The sequence below is a fragment of the Lysinibacillus telephonicus genome (genome assembly GCF_039654155.1).
GTDB lineage: Bacteria > Bacillota > Bacilli > Bacillales_A > Planococcaceae > Ureibacillus > Ureibacillus telephonicus.
The window spans coordinates 1,986,169-2,001,630 of record NZ_CP155468.1 but is presented as its reverse complement, the minus strand read 5'-3'; the positions used below and the strand labels follow the sequence as shown (position 1 = coordinate 2,001,630).

Below are 15,462 nucleotides of genomic sequence, written 5' to 3'. Positions count from 1 at the left end.
TTTCAATTGTCATTAATATTTTTTCCCAATTTTCAAAATATTTTTAGTGAAAATAACTAAAAAGACAAATAGTTAACTAAAATGCGTTATAAAATCTTACACAAAATCTTATATCAATAAACAATCTATACTTATTTGCAAGCCTTTTACCTTTAGGTTTTGTATAACAAAATATTATAATTGCAAAGCTGCTAATAAAAACAGGATAATTGTTACTGAAAAAACAGGAGGAAAAAACGGAGACTATATTCGAGAATAACTAACGGGAAAGGAAGCCTAAATAGATTTTCCTTATTTTAAGAAGATGAGTTTCTGAAACAAGCATAAAAACAAACAAAGGGGCTGGGACATAAGTGGATTTTTTGTAAAAATTCGCTTTTATCATTAATAAGAATTTGATAATTTTTGAAAATTGATTGGAGTGAAGGGGCGAGTGTAGCTGCCGGCTGCGCCTTTCGCTACAGAGCAATGTTTTTCTGTACCGAAAGCGAAGCGTCAGGTACAAAGCTTCCTGCGGGAACAGCCCGTGACTCGAAATCCCGCAGGAGTGTAGCGACGAGGAGGCTCTGGGCCAGCCCTGGATGCGCATCCCCGGAACGGAAATCAATTTCCCACTTAGCAAAAAAACGTCATTTTTCTCATCAAGAAAAATGGCGTCTTTTAGTTTTGTCCCAGCCTCTAAAAATATACTCAGATTAATTGCACCATAGGTCACAATTTATTAAAGTAAATAAATTAATCGATTGTTGTTACATAACATTTAAGTAAAAATAAAGTTGTTAAATTTGAAATGCAATTAGTTATAACATATTCCCATTTTTTAATGTTATAGCTTGTATAATAATATATCTTCCTTTTGTTCAGAATGAGGTATTAGAATTATTCATTGTATCAAACAGTAGTTGTGAGTAAGGGTGAGTAAGTTGTTCACGTTCCCAATACGTGAAACTCTCTACAATTTCCCCTTGGTACATTACCGCTACACGATCACAAAATTGCTTAGTGGATTGTAAATCATGTGTAATAAATAGATAACTAAGCCCATCTTGGATTTGGATCCTTTTCAAAATTTCTAAAATCGACTTTTGTGAATTACTATCTAAACTTGCAATGGATTCATCAAAAATAATCAGCTCTGGCTTAACAGCTAACGCTTTAGCAATACATACACGTTGCTTTTGCCCACCACTCAATTGATTGGGAAAATACTTCAAATGTGACTTGTCCAAACCAACTAAATGCAATAGTTTAATACATTCTTCAAGCCAATCCCTTTCATCTGGAAAGAAATTTCGAATGGGCTCTGCTAGTATTTCTTTAATACACATTTTAGGATGCAATGACGCTGAAGAATCCTGCATTACCATTTGAATGTTTTTATACAACGTAAAATCTTTCAATTCTTTTGTATGGATGTTGTGCCCCTTCCATAGAACCTTTCCGGAAGTTATTTTTTCAATTCGCATAATACATTTTGCAATGGTACTTTTCCCGCTTCCACTCTCACCAACCAATGCAAGACACTCACCTTTTGAAATTGCAAAGCTAACATTTTTAACAGCGACTTTTTTCTTTATATTCCCTCTTCTTAATCGTAAAGGATATTCTTTTGTAACTTGCTTTAATTCTAGCAATGTCATAAAAGCACTCCTCCTTCATTCATATGAACGACACGGTCTGCATATTTATTCACACTGTTTTCATCATGTGAAATGAGAAGTATTGTTAATCCAAGGTTACACTGTAATTGTTTTAATAACTCTAGTATTTTTTCACGGTTCACTATATCAAGAGCAGTTGTTGGTTCGTCAGCAATTAGTATTTTCGGCTGTAAACTTAACATCATCGCTAACAATACTCGCTGCCTCATCCCTCCACTAAGCTCAAACGGATATGAATCAAGAACTTCTTCAGGTTCTTTGAAACCGACTTGAGTTAGCAAGTTAAGTAAAAGCTGTTCAACTTCTTTTTTTGAGCCTACTTTTCTATGTCGAATAGTTTCCAACATCTGCTTTTTTACTAACCTAATCGGATCTAATCCGTTTAATGAATGTTGAATCATCATCGCTATATTCTCTCGTCTTAAATTTTCGAATTGCTTCTCATTAAATTGTATAATATTTTTACCTTCAAATAGAATTTGACCTTTTGTTACACTTAATCCTTTGTCTAACAATCCAACTAATGCATGTGCAATAACACTTTTACCTGCACCACTTTTTCCAGTCATTGCAACCATTTCTCCTGGATATAACTTAAATGATACATCTTGTATAATTACTTTCCGCTGTTGTTTTTGTTTATATGTAACTTCTAAATGGTCAACCTTCAATAAGGGGCTTCTATCCAAAACCTCATACCTCCTTACTAAAAGTTATGTCGTGTTTCCCAAGTCTTTCACTTACTAATTGGCAAGATAAAACAAACAATACAATTGCTAAACCAGGAAAGAACATAACGTATGGGGAAATTTGAAAATAATCTGTCGCATCATTTAACATAGCACCCCATTCAGGCGTTGGCGGCTGAGAACCTAATCCTAAAAAAGAAAGGCTGGCAATATTTAAAACAATCTTTCCTAAATCTAGCGCACTAAAAACAAGAATAGGCATCGCTATTTGAGGAAGTATATAACGCTTTAAAATACGAAAATGAGAATTCCCAGCCATTCTAGCCGAGAAAATATAATCCTCTTGAGATATTTTTATAACAAGACTCCGAATAAAGCGTACATAGCTTGCCCAACGTACCACTACAATAGCGAAAATCATATTTACTAAGCCAGGCCCTAATAATCCCACAATGGCTATCGTTAGTACAATATCTGGAATAGCTAAAGTGCTATCGATGATTCGCATCATAAAATTATCTGAACGCCCTCGAACATATCCTGTTAACAGTGCGATTGGAACACTAATCAACATCGTAAAGAACATAATAATTAAAGCAGATGTAGCACTTATTCTTATGCCATATATAATACGAGATAAGATACAACGCCCTAGATGATCAGTACCGAAAGGATAAGTCCAACTCGGTGACTGTAATCTAGCAGCTAAATTAACTGCCAAAGGATCATGAGGCGCAATCCATGGTGCAAATAATCCCAACAAAGAAATACTTAATAGGATAACCAGCCCTACAAGCAAACCAATATTTACTTGCTTCAATCTCTTTAACATCACCTGGCTACCTCCTATTTAAACGTGGATCAATGATTAAATAGATAAAATCTACTAACATATGAATTGCTACAAATAATATAGCAGCAAAAACAACGTAACCTTGAATGACAGGATAATCCCGCATATTAATAGATTCAACAATATATCGTCCTAAACCTGGCCATGAAAAAATAGATTCTACAATAATACTACCCCCAAGCATGAATGCAAAGCTTGTACCAGTCATCGTTACAATTGGCAGTAAAGCATGCTTTAATACTTGAAATACTAAAATCCTATTTTTCGATATCCCTCTTGCCCTAGATGCCTTTACAAATGGTTGCTGCAACATTTCCAGCATATGCGTACGTAGTACACGTGCATATACAGTACCTAGACCTAATCCAAGGGTTGTTGCAGGTAATATTAAGTTTTTCCAACTACCTCTTCCCATTGATGGCAACCATCCCAGGCTAACAGAGAACAGATACATAAATAAGAATCCGAGCCAAAATGTAGGCATTGCTGAACCAAGAAGTGCTAAAACACGCCCTAATTTATCCACAACTCCATTTTCATAAATAGCCGTAGAGATTCCTAAAATTATCGTCACTGCTAACATAATGCCAAGCCCTGCTAATGCAAGTTCTATCGTAGCTGGCAATCTTGCAAACAACTCACTTATCACAGGTTTTTGGGAAACAAAAGACACACCCCATTTCCCCGTAAATATTTGCTGTATCCATTCAATATATTGTCCACCAATAGAATTGGTTAAGCCTAGTTCACTCCGTAAAGCATATATCGCTTCATCTGAAGCAGGAATATCGTTAGCTTTCAACATAATTGTTGCTGGATCTCCAGGCGATATTCTAACTAGTAAAAAAGTTACCGTTGCAACGCAAAAAACAACAATAAACAATTGTATAAGACGTTCTAATAAAAATTTAACCATAGCGTACGATTATTCTTTATCGATATTTGCATTATTATAGTAGTATTCGATTGGCAGTGCCTCAAAGCCTCTCAATTCTTTATTTACTGCAAATACGGTATTTGGATAGACAATATATGAATGAGGTACTTTTTTTCCAATTTCTCCTTGAATTTGGATTGCTAATTCAGTGCTTTTTTCTGTATCAGTTGTCTGATGTAATTCATTAATCAACGCATCGACTGTTTGTGATGCAAAATGGTTCATGTTTGATAGACTGTCTGATTTATAAAAAACCTCTAAGAAAAAGTATGGACTGCCAGTATGAGCTGTTAGCATACTGTACATTGCTAAATCCCATTCTTCATTTACTAGTGTTTCGTCTATATTTTCTACTTGGCGAATATTTACCTTCATCCCGTGTTCGAGTAGTTTACTTTGAATAACCTCTGCCATCACTGTTAGCTCCGGGCGTTGTGGGAATGTTAAAAAAGTAGCTTCAAAGACTTTTCCGTCTTTTTCCCACATACCATCCGTGTTTTTTGTCCAACCGTCTTGCTGCATTAATTGGTCAACTGATAGATCTTCCTTTGTTTCACTTAATTGTCCAAATGGTAATACTGGTGAAAACGGACCAACTGCTGCGGTTCCTTGCCCTTTCATAACAGAATCCACAATTTCTTGGCGTGGAATTAAAGAATCGACAGCTTTTCGTACAGCTAATTGCTTAAATAATGGAGATTCCATATTGTACATTACTAAATGTGTTCGTAATGATTGAGCTGTTAAAACTTCAAAGTTATCATTTTTTTCTAAGACTTCAATGTTGTCAACTGAAATATCTGTTGCTCCATCAACCTCTCCTGATTGTAAAGCCATCAAACGCGTATTACTGTCTGAAATAAACTTAATTGTTACTTCATCTAGTTTTGCCTTTTCTCCCCAATAATCTTCATAGCGCTTAACAATTAGAGATTCGTCTTGGTTAAATTGCTTTATAACATATGCACCTGTAAACGCTGGATAACCATCCTTATTATCTAGAGAATCCACATCTACGATAGTCGTGCCTGGGTCTGCTAAATTTGAGATTAGTGCAGCATTAATTTCCTTAGTTTCAATTTTTAGCTCTGACTCCGATACAACTTCCATTGATTTAATTTTTAATAAATCCTTTGTTCCTTGGTTGTTGTCAATGGCATGTTGTAATGAATTCATCACGGACGTTGCATCCATTGCTTTACCGTTATGGAATGTTACATTCTCCTGCAGTTGGAATAACCAAGTTGTATCATCCACTTGTTCCCATGATTTTGCCAACCATGGTGTAGGAGTTAAATCTTCACTTAATTTAATTAAAGTTTCCGCAGCACCTGACCGCATTATCTCCCAGCTATCGCCACTATGTGGATCTAAACCAGATGGACTCCAAGAAAACGCTAAAGTTGCGGTTTTGTCAGTTTCTTCTTTACTTGTTGCAGCTACCTGTTCTTCTTTTTTAGCTGAGCACCCTACTAACGCAAGAATGCATAGCGCCATGTAAAACCATGTAATCAAGCTTTTGTAGCATTTCTTCATTTTTTCTTCTCCTCCTAAAAATGAATTGTTTATAACAAGCTACTTTACATGTGTACAACTGTTAACAATTCAAAATAAAAAGCACTTCTGACAACTTAAGAGGTCAGAAATGCCTTGGAAAGATAAAAAGGTAGTGTCGAAAAAGCGACGAAGTATTATCCGCAAACCAACCACCTCCCTAATCTCCCGTAGGTCTCTCAGTGATATTTAAATAGGCAGGTCTCCTGACTTATCCTCTTCACAACCTACGCCTTCCCGTTTTGTTCAAAAAACAGTGGCATCAAGCAGGTTGCTCTGAATTACAGTGGCGGGAACCGTGTTGGATTTTCACCAATCTTCCCTTTTAAGCCATACTTAAAATATGTATAGCACCTATTAAAAATTCTGAAGTTTTCTATATACTACCATAAAATAAAACAATTATGTTAATTAATTTACTATTTTTGCAATTAGAATTAGCTATTGTAATAATAACTAATTTATCTCATATTATTTTTTGGAGAATCTTTCAATATCAAATTAGGTACTGCCTTCATATAGATTAATTCTCCCATTAACTCCACAATGGTTTGTGTTACAATCACAGCCGCTGCTATCTTTGCCCAGGACTCAGGTAAAGCTAATGCCAAAGGAAGAACAACAAGTGAGTTTCGTGTTCCAATACTAAAAATCAGTGCTCTCCCTGCATCCTTATCCAGTTTAAATATAAACGCGATTAAACGGGAAACAAATGGTGTGATAATTAAATACAGAAAATAAATTGGAATTACACGTACAATTACATCGAAATCACTATATACCTTACCTATTTGCGATGCCACAACAGCGATTAATACTAACGCCATAAATGGAACTGGCAGCCATGCTGTGGAATGTAAAACTCTTTCTCCTAGAACCTTCTTTTTAGCCCACAATTGAGTAATAACAGCTATTAATAATGGAGCAACTATTAATAATAGAAATGCTTCTAAAAATGGCTCCACGTGGACTATTCCCACCATATCTTCACCTATAAATAACCATAGATACAACGGCAGTAAAATCATTTGTACTACAAATAAAATAGGCGTAGAAGCTAACATTAATTTCTCATTTCCCTTACCTAGTTGAGTAAAGACAATTACATAATCGATACATGGAGTTAGCAAAACTAAATAAACACCTAATAATACTGGTGTCGACTGAGGAAATATTATTGTTAAAATCCAAACAATTATTGGCACTGCAATAAAATTCCCTACTAGCAACGAACCGATAAATTTAAGATTTGAAATAGCCTCACCCAGTTTTAAAAATGGAATTTGAGCGAACATTCCATACATTAGAACAGCAATAAGCGGTGAGATAATCCAATCTAAACTAGTTGCTAAACTCTCATTTGATAGGCCTATTACTCCTCCAAAAATTAAAGAAAAAACATATATACAAATTTGATGATTTTCGATCTTTTCTCTTGTCATCTTCACTTCATAATCCTTCCTTACTTATGATGCTTCATTCAAGTCTGCGATTTTTCTTTACAACATTAAATACCATGTTTTATACATGTTGAAGCCCTTCATAAGTAATAACCAGCGACTATCGCAACAAAAAAATAAATAATCGCGACTTGAGTAAAACTCCGACTATTTCATAATTTGTTGGGAAGCCATGACTCTCTCCTTCAAGTGGTTGTCCTAGTAATGCATCATACATTCTTGAAGTGAATAAAACGAAGCTTCATATCGGTTGATCCAATTTTAGCCTACTTCTTTATTAACTAAATTATAAAGCGTTGATTTTGTTGTTTTAAATAGCAACCACAACAAGACTTCCCCTCCTAAACTATAACGATTATTATACAAGCCACTTCAACGATAGATATTTTCTACTTAGTGAATTTTAGCAACAATACAAACTTGAATGAACTCATTCGTTTAGTAAAGTGAACTCCCTGTCACATTTGAATTTTCTATAAAATTGTTTGTTTGAATAGAAAATTTGACACACATATTAGTAAGAGCTAATATGATAATAGCATAACATATTCGTTTTTACTAATATATATTTGGAGTGATTCTATGCAAAATATTGATTATGATATGAAGGTTAAGTTAATTCATGGATTTTCAAACAAAACAAGAATTCAAATTCTTGAAAGTATAAAGGAAAAGGAAAAAACAGTTACTCAAATTGTTGAAGAACTTAAAGGAAATCAGTCAAATATTTCACAACATCTCGCTTGTTTAAAAGGCTGTGGAATCATTGTGGGTAGAAATGAAGGAAAATACATTTACTACAGCTTACGCAACCAACATATAAGAGATTTATTAACCATGTTTGATGTTGTTCTTGAAGATGTAGAAAATGACGTTGCACGTTGTGATCGTCATATAGATTAGGGGAGATTATATTGGCAAACGAATGCTGTAGCTCAAAAAACATATCTAAAACAGTGGATAATAATTGTTGTAGTTCTAGCCGTTCATCGCAAGAGGCAAATTGTTCAAGTACTTTAGAACAACAGTCAACTCCAAGTTCTTCTCTATCTGTAGAAAAAATGACATATCAAGTTCACGGAATGGATTGTGGTGCATGTGCAGTAACCATTGAAAAAGGATTAAGCAAACTTAAAGATATTGCTGAAGTTAAGGTAAATTTCAGCACAGGGAAAATGCAGGTTGCAGCAAAAAGTGTCGATGCATTAATACCAATTGAAACGGAAATCAAAAAACTTGGCTTTTCTGCAAAACCTTTAAACCAAAATAAAAATATAAAAACATTTAATATTGTTGGAATGGACTGTAGTAGCTGTGCCAAAAGCATAGAAAAACACTTAAGTACCCTTCCATCAGTGAAAAGTGTAGACGTAAACTTCTCTACGGGAAAAATGAAAATTGAACATTCGAATAGTGTTCAGGAAATTATATCTGAAGTTTCTAAAATAGGTTATAAAGCGTCATTATCAGTAAAGAATCAACCCGCGGCCCCAAAAAATATGTTTAGTGACAATGCTTCAGTGATTTTGTCGGGTGTATTGTTATCTTTAGGTTTTATCGGATCATTTACCGGATTCTCTCCTTTAATATCATCCATTCTATACGCCATTGCAATGGTGATTAGTGGAGTTAAGCCTGTTAGAAGTGCTTTCTATGCAATAAAAAGTCATTCATTGGATATGAATGTACTTATGTCTGCTGCAGCTATTGGTGCTGCTATTATCGGGGAATGGTTTGAGGGCGCAACCGTTGTTTGGTTATTTGCAATAGGGAACTACCTTCAAAATCGATCAATCGAGCGTACTCGAAATTCAATTCGTAATTTGATGGACTTAGCCCCTGCTGAAGCTTGGGTTAAAGTTGGAACTGAAATTTCAAAAGTTTCGGTTGAAGAAGTGAGCGTTGGTGATATTATCGTTGTGAAACCTGGCGAAAAGATCCCATTGGATGGTGATATTGTTCTTGGTGAATCTAGTATTAATCAAGCGCCAATTACCGGTGAATCAATTCCTGTAGATAAGACGATTGGTGATACTGTTTATGCTGGAACAATCAACGAACACGGTTCCCTTGATATTAAGGTAACAAAGTTAGTAGAAGATACGACGATATCAAAAATTATTCAATTAGTCGAAGAGGCACAAGAGAAAAAGGCACCAACAGAAGCCTTTGTCGATAAATTTGCAAGCATCTATACACCAATTGTATTCATTGTGGCATTAGTCATGATGTTACTTCCACCCCTTCTTAATTTTGGCACTTGGAATGAGTGGTTCTATAAAGGTTTGGAACTACTTGTTGTAGCTTGTCCTTGTGCTTTAGTTATTTCTACTCCAGTTGCCATCGTATCAGCAATTGGGAATGCCGCAAAAAATGGTGTCTTAATTAAAGGTGGAACGTTCTTAGAAAAAGCAGGTGCAATCACCGCCGTTGCATTTGATAAAACTGGTACGTTGACAGAAGGGAAACCTAAAGTAACTGAAATAAAAACTTTCAATAAATCTGAAGAGGAATTACTTTCAATTGCATTCACTCTAGAAGAATATTCCACACACCCTATTGCACAATCAATTGTGAATTATGCAAATGAAAAAGGGATACAACCTAAAAACGGTCATTCATTTAAGAATATTGTAGGTAAAGGGGTTCAAGCGACTATTCAAGAAGAGACTTATTACGCTGGAAATCTAAAATTATTTGAAGATCTCCATATACCACTTGATAATGTGATTGAACCTGTTCAAGACATTCAAAGGAAAGGTAAATCTGTTGTGATTATCGGTTCGCAACAAGGGATTTTTGGGATTATCGCAGTTTCTGATACACTCCGCGAAACATCTGCATCGACATTAAACACATTAAAACAAAGTGGTGTTAAGCAAACCGTCATGTTGACTGGAGATAATGAAGAAACAGCAAAATTAATTGCATCAGAAGCAAATGTTAACCGTTATTTTGCAGAGTTATTACCAGAGGATAAAGTAGAAACCATTAAAAAATTACAAACTGAAGGTCATAAGGTAGCAATGGTTGGTGACGGCATCAATGATGCTCCAGCACTCGCAACAGCAGATTTAGGCATTGCAATGGGTGGAGCTGGAACAGATACCGCAATGGCGACAGCCGATATCGTATTAATGGCTGATAATCTTGAAAAACTACCTCATACAATAAAATTAAGTCGAAAAGCTTTGCGAATCATTAAACAAAATATTTGGTTTTCTATTATTATTAAAGTCGCTGCCCTCGTCTTAATCTTCCCTGGAATCCTTTCACTTTGGATGGCCGTATTAAGTGATACAGGTGCTGCTTTAATTGTTATTTTAAATTCAATCAGAATACTAAAATTTAATGAATAAGTTGCAAAGAGATGTCTCTGGATAAGAGGCATCTCAGACTGTAGACAAACTCGAAAATTCGAGTTTGCCTACAGTCTTTTTTCTTTTAAAATAAAATTAATAACCCTTTTTGAATAAGTTAGTTGATTTCCGTTTCGGCGGACGCTTTCCGCGGGCGTGGGCCAATCCTCCTCGTCGCTACGCTCCTGCGGGGTATCGGCCGTCACGCTTTTCCCGCAGGAGTCGCCGCCTACACTACAATCAACTACTTCTAAATATACGTTGAGGTGAATGGAAATGATGTCGAAAAATCAAATAAATGAACGCGATCAAATTGAGATGATTACGATTGAAGAACTTGTACCAAAAGACCATCTTGTTAGAAAGCTTGAATCAGCCATTGATTATTCTTTCATCTATCCACTAGTAGAACCGCTGTATTCTAAATTAGGTCGCCCGAGTGTTGACCCAGTCGTATTAATCAAAATGACATTTGTTCAATATGTATTTGGAATCCGTTCAATGCGTCAAACAATAAAAGAAATCGAAACGAATATGGCGTATCGATGGTTTTTAGGATTTGGCTTCCATTCAGAAGTACCACACTTTTCAACCTTCGGTAAAAACTATGAACGTCGTTTTCAAGACACAGATATCTTTGAACAGATTTTCTATCGAATACTTAAAGAAATTGCTGATAAAGGATTACTAAGTGCTGACCATGTTTTCATCGATTCAACGCATGTTAAAGCGAGTGCGAATAAACGTAAATTCGAGAAGAAGATGGTACGTAAAGAGACTCGGGCATATGAAGCTAAACTTCAAGAAGAATTGAATCAAGATCGGATTGACCATGGGAAGAAACCATTCCCACCAGATAAATTTGAAAAAGAAGAGATAAAGGAAATTAAAGAAAGTACGACAGACCCTGAAAGTGGCTACTATGTAAAAGATGAACGAACTAAGCAGTTTGCTTACTCATTTCATGCGGCAGCTGACCGCTATGGATTTATACTCGGATCAATTGTGACACCTGGTAATGTTCATGATAGTCATATGCTTCAACCACTTGTTGAAAAGGTAATGGAAAAAGTGAAAAAGCCACTTGCTGTTGCTGCCGATGCTGCTTATAAAACACCTGCGATTACTAAATTCTTATTTGAACATGATATTCAACCAGCACTTCCTTATACACGACCAAAAACAAAGGATGGATTTTTACGCAAACATGAATATGTCTATGATGAGTATTATGATTGCTATCTTTGCCCGGAAGGGCAAGTCCTTAAATATACGACAACGACTAAAGATGGGAAACGCCAATATAAATCAAACCCTACTCAGTGTGTAAACTGTCCTTTACTTACTCAATGTACAAGTAGTAAGGATCACAGAAAAATCATTGAACGTCATATTTGGGCACATCATGTAGAGGAAGCGGATCATCTTCGTCATCAAAGTGATATCAAACAAATATATGCTAGACGTAAAGAAACGATTGAACGTGTCTTTGCAGATGCAAAAGAAAAGCATGGTATGCGATGGACAACCCTACGTGGAATTAAAAAATTGTCTATGCAGGCGATGCTTACTTTTGCTGCCATGAATTTAAAAAAGCTTGCTAATTGGACGTGGCAAGCTTCAGAAATGGCCTAAAATATAATACTCGAAGAGTGTTTTTACCCCAAATAAGTCGGTTAAATACCCAATAATCTATTAAAATTACAAAAGACCTTCAGAATAAGCCCATTCTGAAGGTCTTTTGTCAACAACCTGAGATGTCTCTGGATAAGAGACATCTCTTTTTACATAAAAGTGTTCTTTCTAGATAAAGCTACCCTCCCCTACTTTAAGTTTCTTGAACAAAATTTAACTATTACTTTTATTATTTATTTGTTCTTTTATATATACTTGTAATCGCCTGTTAAATTTTTGAATTGCAGCAACTCTGTCAGTACGTGGTTTTTTATGAGTTACAAAAAAACAAGAACGTTCTGGAGGAGAATCCGATATGTATGATAAATAACAATCTTCTGGAAGTAATGTGCTTGCTACAGACTCTGGCAATATCGCCCAATCTTCCTCTTCATTTAAAAATTCTACAGTAAGTTGCGCTAAATTCACCCGCAACTTTGCAAATCCAGGCTTCCACCAATAATCATGCCAACGATTGAAATCAGATCCAAAAAATTGATAAATCTCATTACCTGATTTTAATTCAGAAGGATGTACTAATTGAGAAAAGGAATCTTTGTTACCCTTTCTCATTACAACAAAATCTTCTTTAAATACCAGCTTTGAATTTAATTCCGGATAAGGTGCCTCCCCATTAGTTAATCCTATATCTACCTCTCGATTAGCAACCATTTCATAAGTTGGGTTTGAATCAGAAACTATGATTTCTAATTTCAAATTAGGGTTTTCTCGTGATAATTGTCTAAAAAAATCTCTCAACATATAAGAAGCCAAACTATCAGGAACAGCTACTGATAAATGTTGAATTAATTTATTTTCTTCTATTGAGTTCACTTCGATAGATAAAGCTAATATTTGTTCAGCTATTATTAAAAATCGTTCACCGGCTAGAGTTAACTGAACTGTGTCATGTCCCTTTCCTCTGGAAAATAGTTTGACATTTAGTTCTTTTTCCAACATTGAAAGTCTTCTGCTAACTGTTGATTGAGTTAAAAACAAAGTACGTGCAGCTGTACTAATATTACGACAATTGTTTATTTCCAAAAATATTTTAATATCTTTAATATCCATAGAACCAACCTAACTTCTTTTAATAAATTAACTTTTGTATATTTTACTATAATATCGATTTTCTGCATATTTAATTGCAAAAATAATCATTTTACATATATTCATTGGAACTGTAGTATTTAGATAGATTTAATAAGTTGTATAAAATATTCTGACGTTTGGAGGTTGAATCATGATTAGTATTAAAGCAATTCACGAAGCTCAAAACCGTATTGCTCCCTATATCCATAAAACTCCTCTCCTTCCATTGAATGACCTAGATGAATATTTAGGTTGTAAAGTATTTGCCAAAATGGAGTCTTTACAAAAAACCAATTCATTTAAAATCCGGGGTGCTCTTAATGCATTATTAGCCTTGCCGGAAGATGTTTTAGAAAGAGGCATTATTACAGCTTCATCAGGAAACCATGGAAAAGCGATTGCTTATGCGGCAAAACTGCTCGGTACGAAGGCTCACGTTGTCGTCCCAAAAAATACACCGAAAATTAAAGTTGAAGGAATTCAATCCTATGGAGCGGAAGTCATTTTCAGTGTTCCTTCAGAAAGATTTAATGTGGCTAATAAACTAAGTGAAGAAAATTATTGGAGTTTTATTTCACCATTTGACGATAATGAAGTTATTGCTGGCCAAGGCACTGCAGGTTTAGAAATACTGGAACAACTGTCAAATGTAGATACGATTATTGTGCCAGTTGGTGGAGGTGGATTACTTGCAGGTTTATCTACAGCAGTTAAAGAAACAAAGCCTCAAGTGAAAATTATTGGAGTGGAACCTACACTAGTAGCTCGCTATAGTAATAGTTTGGCAGTAGGTCATCCCGTTACATTGCCTCCAGAATCAAAGTCTGTAGCTGATGGGTTACAAACATTAAAGCCAGGTGAACGTAATTATCCTATTGTAGAAAAATATGTTGATGAGATTGTCACAGTAGATGAAGAAAATATTCTTAAAGCTACGAAGTTATTTTTAACGAAGGGAAAATTATTAGCGGAAATTTCTTCTTGTATCACCTTAGGAGCCTTCTTGCAAGGCAGCGTTAAATTTAATCCTAATGATAAAGTTGTGTTGTTTATTTCAGGAGGGAATATTGGAATGGATCAATTTAGTAAATTTGAGGAGATGAGTATATGAGAGCAGTTGCAAGTTCCTCACCCCGAGGTCATTACAGTCCTGCGATGATTAGTGGAAACACAGTCTATGTTTCTGGTCAAACATCAGCTGATCCTAACACAGGTATGCCTGTAATAGGAGGAATTGAAGCCGAAACAAAAATGGCTTTAAAGAAGTTGGAAACAGTTTTACATGATGCAGGTTGTACAAAGGAACAGGTAGTTATGTGCAGAGTATATATTATTACAGCTGATGATTGGGGCCCTGTAAATGTTGTTTACAGTCAATTTTTTGGTAATCATAAACCTGCACGCGCTATTATTCCAATACATGAATTAAGTAATGGATGTCGAATAGAAATAGAAGCCATTGCTGAATTGTCTAAGTAGGAAAAGGCAAAAATTTCTTATCCATCACCGATTATTAAATTATACTCGGTCTTTTTAATAAAATATTCTCGTAAACCACGATCTGCCCTGTTGATGAATGAATGCTCACATTTTCAAAATGACAAAAAACTCCACTTTTTAATTGAAAGTAGAGTTTTTTCTTTTTAGAAAGCTTTGTCATCCGTAATTCAAGGTCCACCCTATACTGAAGTAAAATAATTGTCACATTTCAAAAAAATCCTGCCTCTCAACTTTACAAACTCTAAGAGAAAAATTTTTATACCAATCTGTTTTCCCTTTCGTCTGCGCAACTTTATGGGCTGAATTTTCTTTCCAATTTTTTATGGCTTCTAACGAGTCCCAATATGAAACAGTTATTCCTAGTTTTTCATCCCTCGCACTTTCAACACCTAAAAACCCATTCTGCTGAGAAGCAAGTTCCACCATTTTATCAGCCATTCTTCCATAAGCTTTGTCTCCTTCAGTTCTTTGTGAGGAAAAAATTACTGCGTAATACGGTGGTTCAGGAGTTTTTGATATTCCACTCATAGGTTAATCCCCCTAAATTTCTTTTGAATAAAAGCGTTTATATACATCATAAAAAATTATATTCAAAAACAACATGTTTTAAGACAAGATCTTTATGTAGAAGTTCCAGTAGAATTAATTTTTCAATTACAAGTTTAACAATAGCTGTTGAACTA

At 35.1% G+C, this 15,462-nt stretch carries 13 protein-coding genes, 1 pseudogene and 1 riboswitch; of the genes and pseudogenes, 6 read left to right on the top strand and 8 right to left on the bottom strand.

Annotated features, from left to right (window positions below; translation table 11 throughout):
- Positions 1-163 precede the first annotated feature (163 nt).
- A pseudogene (locus MKY04_RS09535) lies at positions 164-259 on the top strand (cyclic pyranopterin monophosphate synthase MoaC); the annotation flags it as partial.
- A gap of 601 nt (positions 260-860) precedes the next feature.
- On the opposite strand, the gene MKY04_RS09530 reads toward MKY04_RS09535, so the two are convergent.
- The 6 genes from MKY04_RS09530 to MKY04_RS09505 form a co-directional block, all read right to left on the bottom strand.
- Positions 861-1,640 (bottom strand): ABC transporter ATP-binding protein, encoded by a 780-nt coding sequence (locus MKY04_RS09530; RefSeq protein ID WP_126295812.1) that lies wholly within the window; start codon positions 1,638-1,640, stop codon positions 861-863.
- Positions 1,637-2,350: an ABC transporter ATP-binding protein gene (locus tag MKY04_RS09525; RefSeq protein ID WP_126295811.1), complete on the bottom strand. Its 714-nt coding sequence runs from the start codon at positions 2,348-2,350 to the stop codon at positions 1,637-1,639. Before MKY04_RS09525 ends, MKY04_RS09530 begins: the two co-directional genes overlap by 4 nt.
- A 4-nt stretch (positions 2,351-2,354) precedes the next feature.
- The gene (gene nikC, locus MKY04_RS09520; RefSeq protein WP_126295810.1) at positions 2,355-3,182 is read right to left on the bottom strand and encodes a nickel transporter permease; all 828 of its coding nucleotides are present in this window, start codon (positions 3,180-3,182) and stop codon (positions 2,355-2,357) included.
- Between the two features lie 7 nt (positions 3,183-3,189).
- Positions 3,190-4,119 carry a nickel ABC transporter permease gene (gene nikB, locus MKY04_RS09515; protein ID WP_126295809.1) on the bottom strand — a complete coding sequence of 310 codons (930 nt, stop codon included), beginning with the start codon at positions 4,117-4,119 and terminating at the stop codon, positions 3,190-3,192.
- Positions 4,120-4,128: 9 nt separating this feature from the next.
- Positions 4,129-5,676, bottom strand: coding sequence for an ABC transporter substrate-binding protein (locus MKY04_RS09510; RefSeq protein ID WP_126295808.1), 1,548 nt, complete (start codon positions 5,674-5,676; stop codon positions 4,129-4,131).
- Between the two features lie 197 nt (positions 5,677-5,873).
- Positions 5,874-6,067: riboswitch (cobalamin riboswitch) on the bottom strand.
- 88 nt (positions 6,068-6,155) lie between these two features.
- Positions 6,156-7,142 (bottom strand): arsenic resistance protein, encoded by a 987-nt coding sequence (locus tag MKY04_RS09505; protein ID WP_346235756.1) that lies wholly within the window; start codon positions 7,140-7,142, stop codon positions 6,156-6,158.
- A 594-nt stretch (positions 7,143-7,736) separates the two neighbouring features.
- Here MKY04_RS09505 and MKY04_RS09500 point away from each other — a divergent pair.
- The 3 genes from MKY04_RS09500 (at position 7,737) to MKY04_RS09490 (ending at position 12,148) form a co-directional block, all read left to right on the top strand.
- Positions 7,737-8,057, top strand: coding sequence for an ArsR/SmtB family transcription factor (locus MKY04_RS09500; protein WP_126295806.1), 321 nt, complete (start codon positions 7,737-7,739; stop codon positions 8,055-8,057).
- A gap of 11 nt (positions 8,058-8,068) precedes the next feature.
- Complete coding sequence (locus MKY04_RS09495; protein WP_346235755.1) at positions 8,069-10,513, top strand: heavy metal translocating P-type ATPase; 2,445 nt, start codon at positions 8,069-8,071, stop codon at positions 10,511-10,513.
- Positions 10,514-10,789: 276 nt separating this feature from the next.
- The gene (locus MKY04_RS09490) at positions 10,790-12,148 is read left to right on the top strand and encodes an IS1182 family transposase (RefSeq protein ID WP_346235867.1); all 1,359 of its coding nucleotides are present in this window, start codon (positions 10,790-10,792) and stop codon (positions 12,146-12,148) included.
- Positions 12,149-12,361: 213 nt separating this feature from the next.
- Here MKY04_RS09490 and MKY04_RS09485 read toward each other — a convergent pair whose 3' ends face one another.
- Entirely contained in the window at positions 12,362-13,258 is an 897-nt protein-coding gene (locus MKY04_RS09485) for a LysR family transcriptional regulator (RefSeq protein WP_346235754.1), read from the bottom strand.
- Positions 13,259-13,430: 172 nt separating this feature from the next.
- Here MKY04_RS09485 and MKY04_RS09480 point away from each other — a divergent pair, with 172 nt between their 5' ends.
- On the top strand, positions 13,431-14,390 hold the full coding sequence (locus MKY04_RS09480) for a threonine ammonia-lyase (protein WP_126296034.1): 960 nt from the start codon (positions 13,431-13,433) through the stop codon (positions 14,388-14,390).
- Positions 14,387-14,758, top strand: coding sequence for a RidA family protein (locus MKY04_RS09475; RefSeq protein ID WP_126296035.1), 372 nt, complete (start codon positions 14,387-14,389; stop codon positions 14,756-14,758). Before MKY04_RS09480 ends, MKY04_RS09475 begins: the two co-directional genes overlap by 4 nt.
- A 222-nt stretch (positions 14,759-14,980) precedes the next feature.
- Here the strand turns inward: MKY04_RS09475 and MKY04_RS09470 are convergent, their stop codons facing one another.
- On the bottom strand, positions 14,981-15,307 hold the full coding sequence (locus MKY04_RS09470; protein WP_126296036.1) for an antibiotic biosynthesis monooxygenase family protein: 327 nt from the start codon (positions 15,305-15,307) through the stop codon (positions 14,981-14,983).
- Positions 15,308-15,462 lie beyond the last annotated feature (155 nt).

Excerpts from the sequence above, each read along its gene's own strand:
- MKY04_RS09530 (WP_126295812.1), bottom strand. The coding sequence starts at position 1,640 with ATGACATTGCTAGAATTAAAGCAAGTTACAAAAGAATATCCTTTACGA.
- nikC (WP_126295810.1), bottom strand. The coding sequence starts at position 3,182 with ATGTTAAAGAGATTGAAGCAAGTAAATATTGGTTTGCTTGTAGGGCTG.
- nikB (WP_126295809.1), bottom strand. The coding sequence starts at position 4,119 with ATGGTTAAATTTTTATTAGAACGTCTTATACAATTGTTTATTGTTGTT.
- MKY04_RS09510 (WP_126295808.1), bottom strand. The coding sequence starts at position 5,676 with ATGAAGAAATGCTACAAAAGCTTGATTACATGGTTTTACATGGCGCTA.
- MKY04_RS09500 (WP_126295806.1), top strand. The coding sequence starts at position 7,737 with ATGCAAAATATTGATTATGATATGAAGGTTAAGTTAATTCATGGATTT.
- MKY04_RS09490 (WP_346235867.1), top strand. The coding sequence starts at position 10,790 with ATGATGTCGAAAAATCAAATAAATGAACGCGATCAAATTGAGATGATT.
- MKY04_RS09485 (WP_346235754.1), bottom strand. The coding sequence starts at position 13,258 with ATGGATATTAAAGATATTAAAATATTTTTGGAAATAAACAATTGTCGT.
- MKY04_RS09480 (WP_126296034.1), top strand. The coding sequence starts at position 13,431 with ATGATTAGTATTAAAGCAATTCACGAAGCTCAAAACCGTATTGCTCCC.
- MKY04_RS09475 (WP_126296035.1), top strand. The coding sequence starts at position 14,387 with ATGAGAGCAGTTGCAAGTTCCTCACCCCGAGGTCATTACAGTCCTGCG.
- MKY04_RS09470 (WP_126296036.1), bottom strand. The coding sequence starts at position 15,307 with ATGAGTGGAATATCAAAAACTCCTGAACCACCGTATTACGCAGTAATT.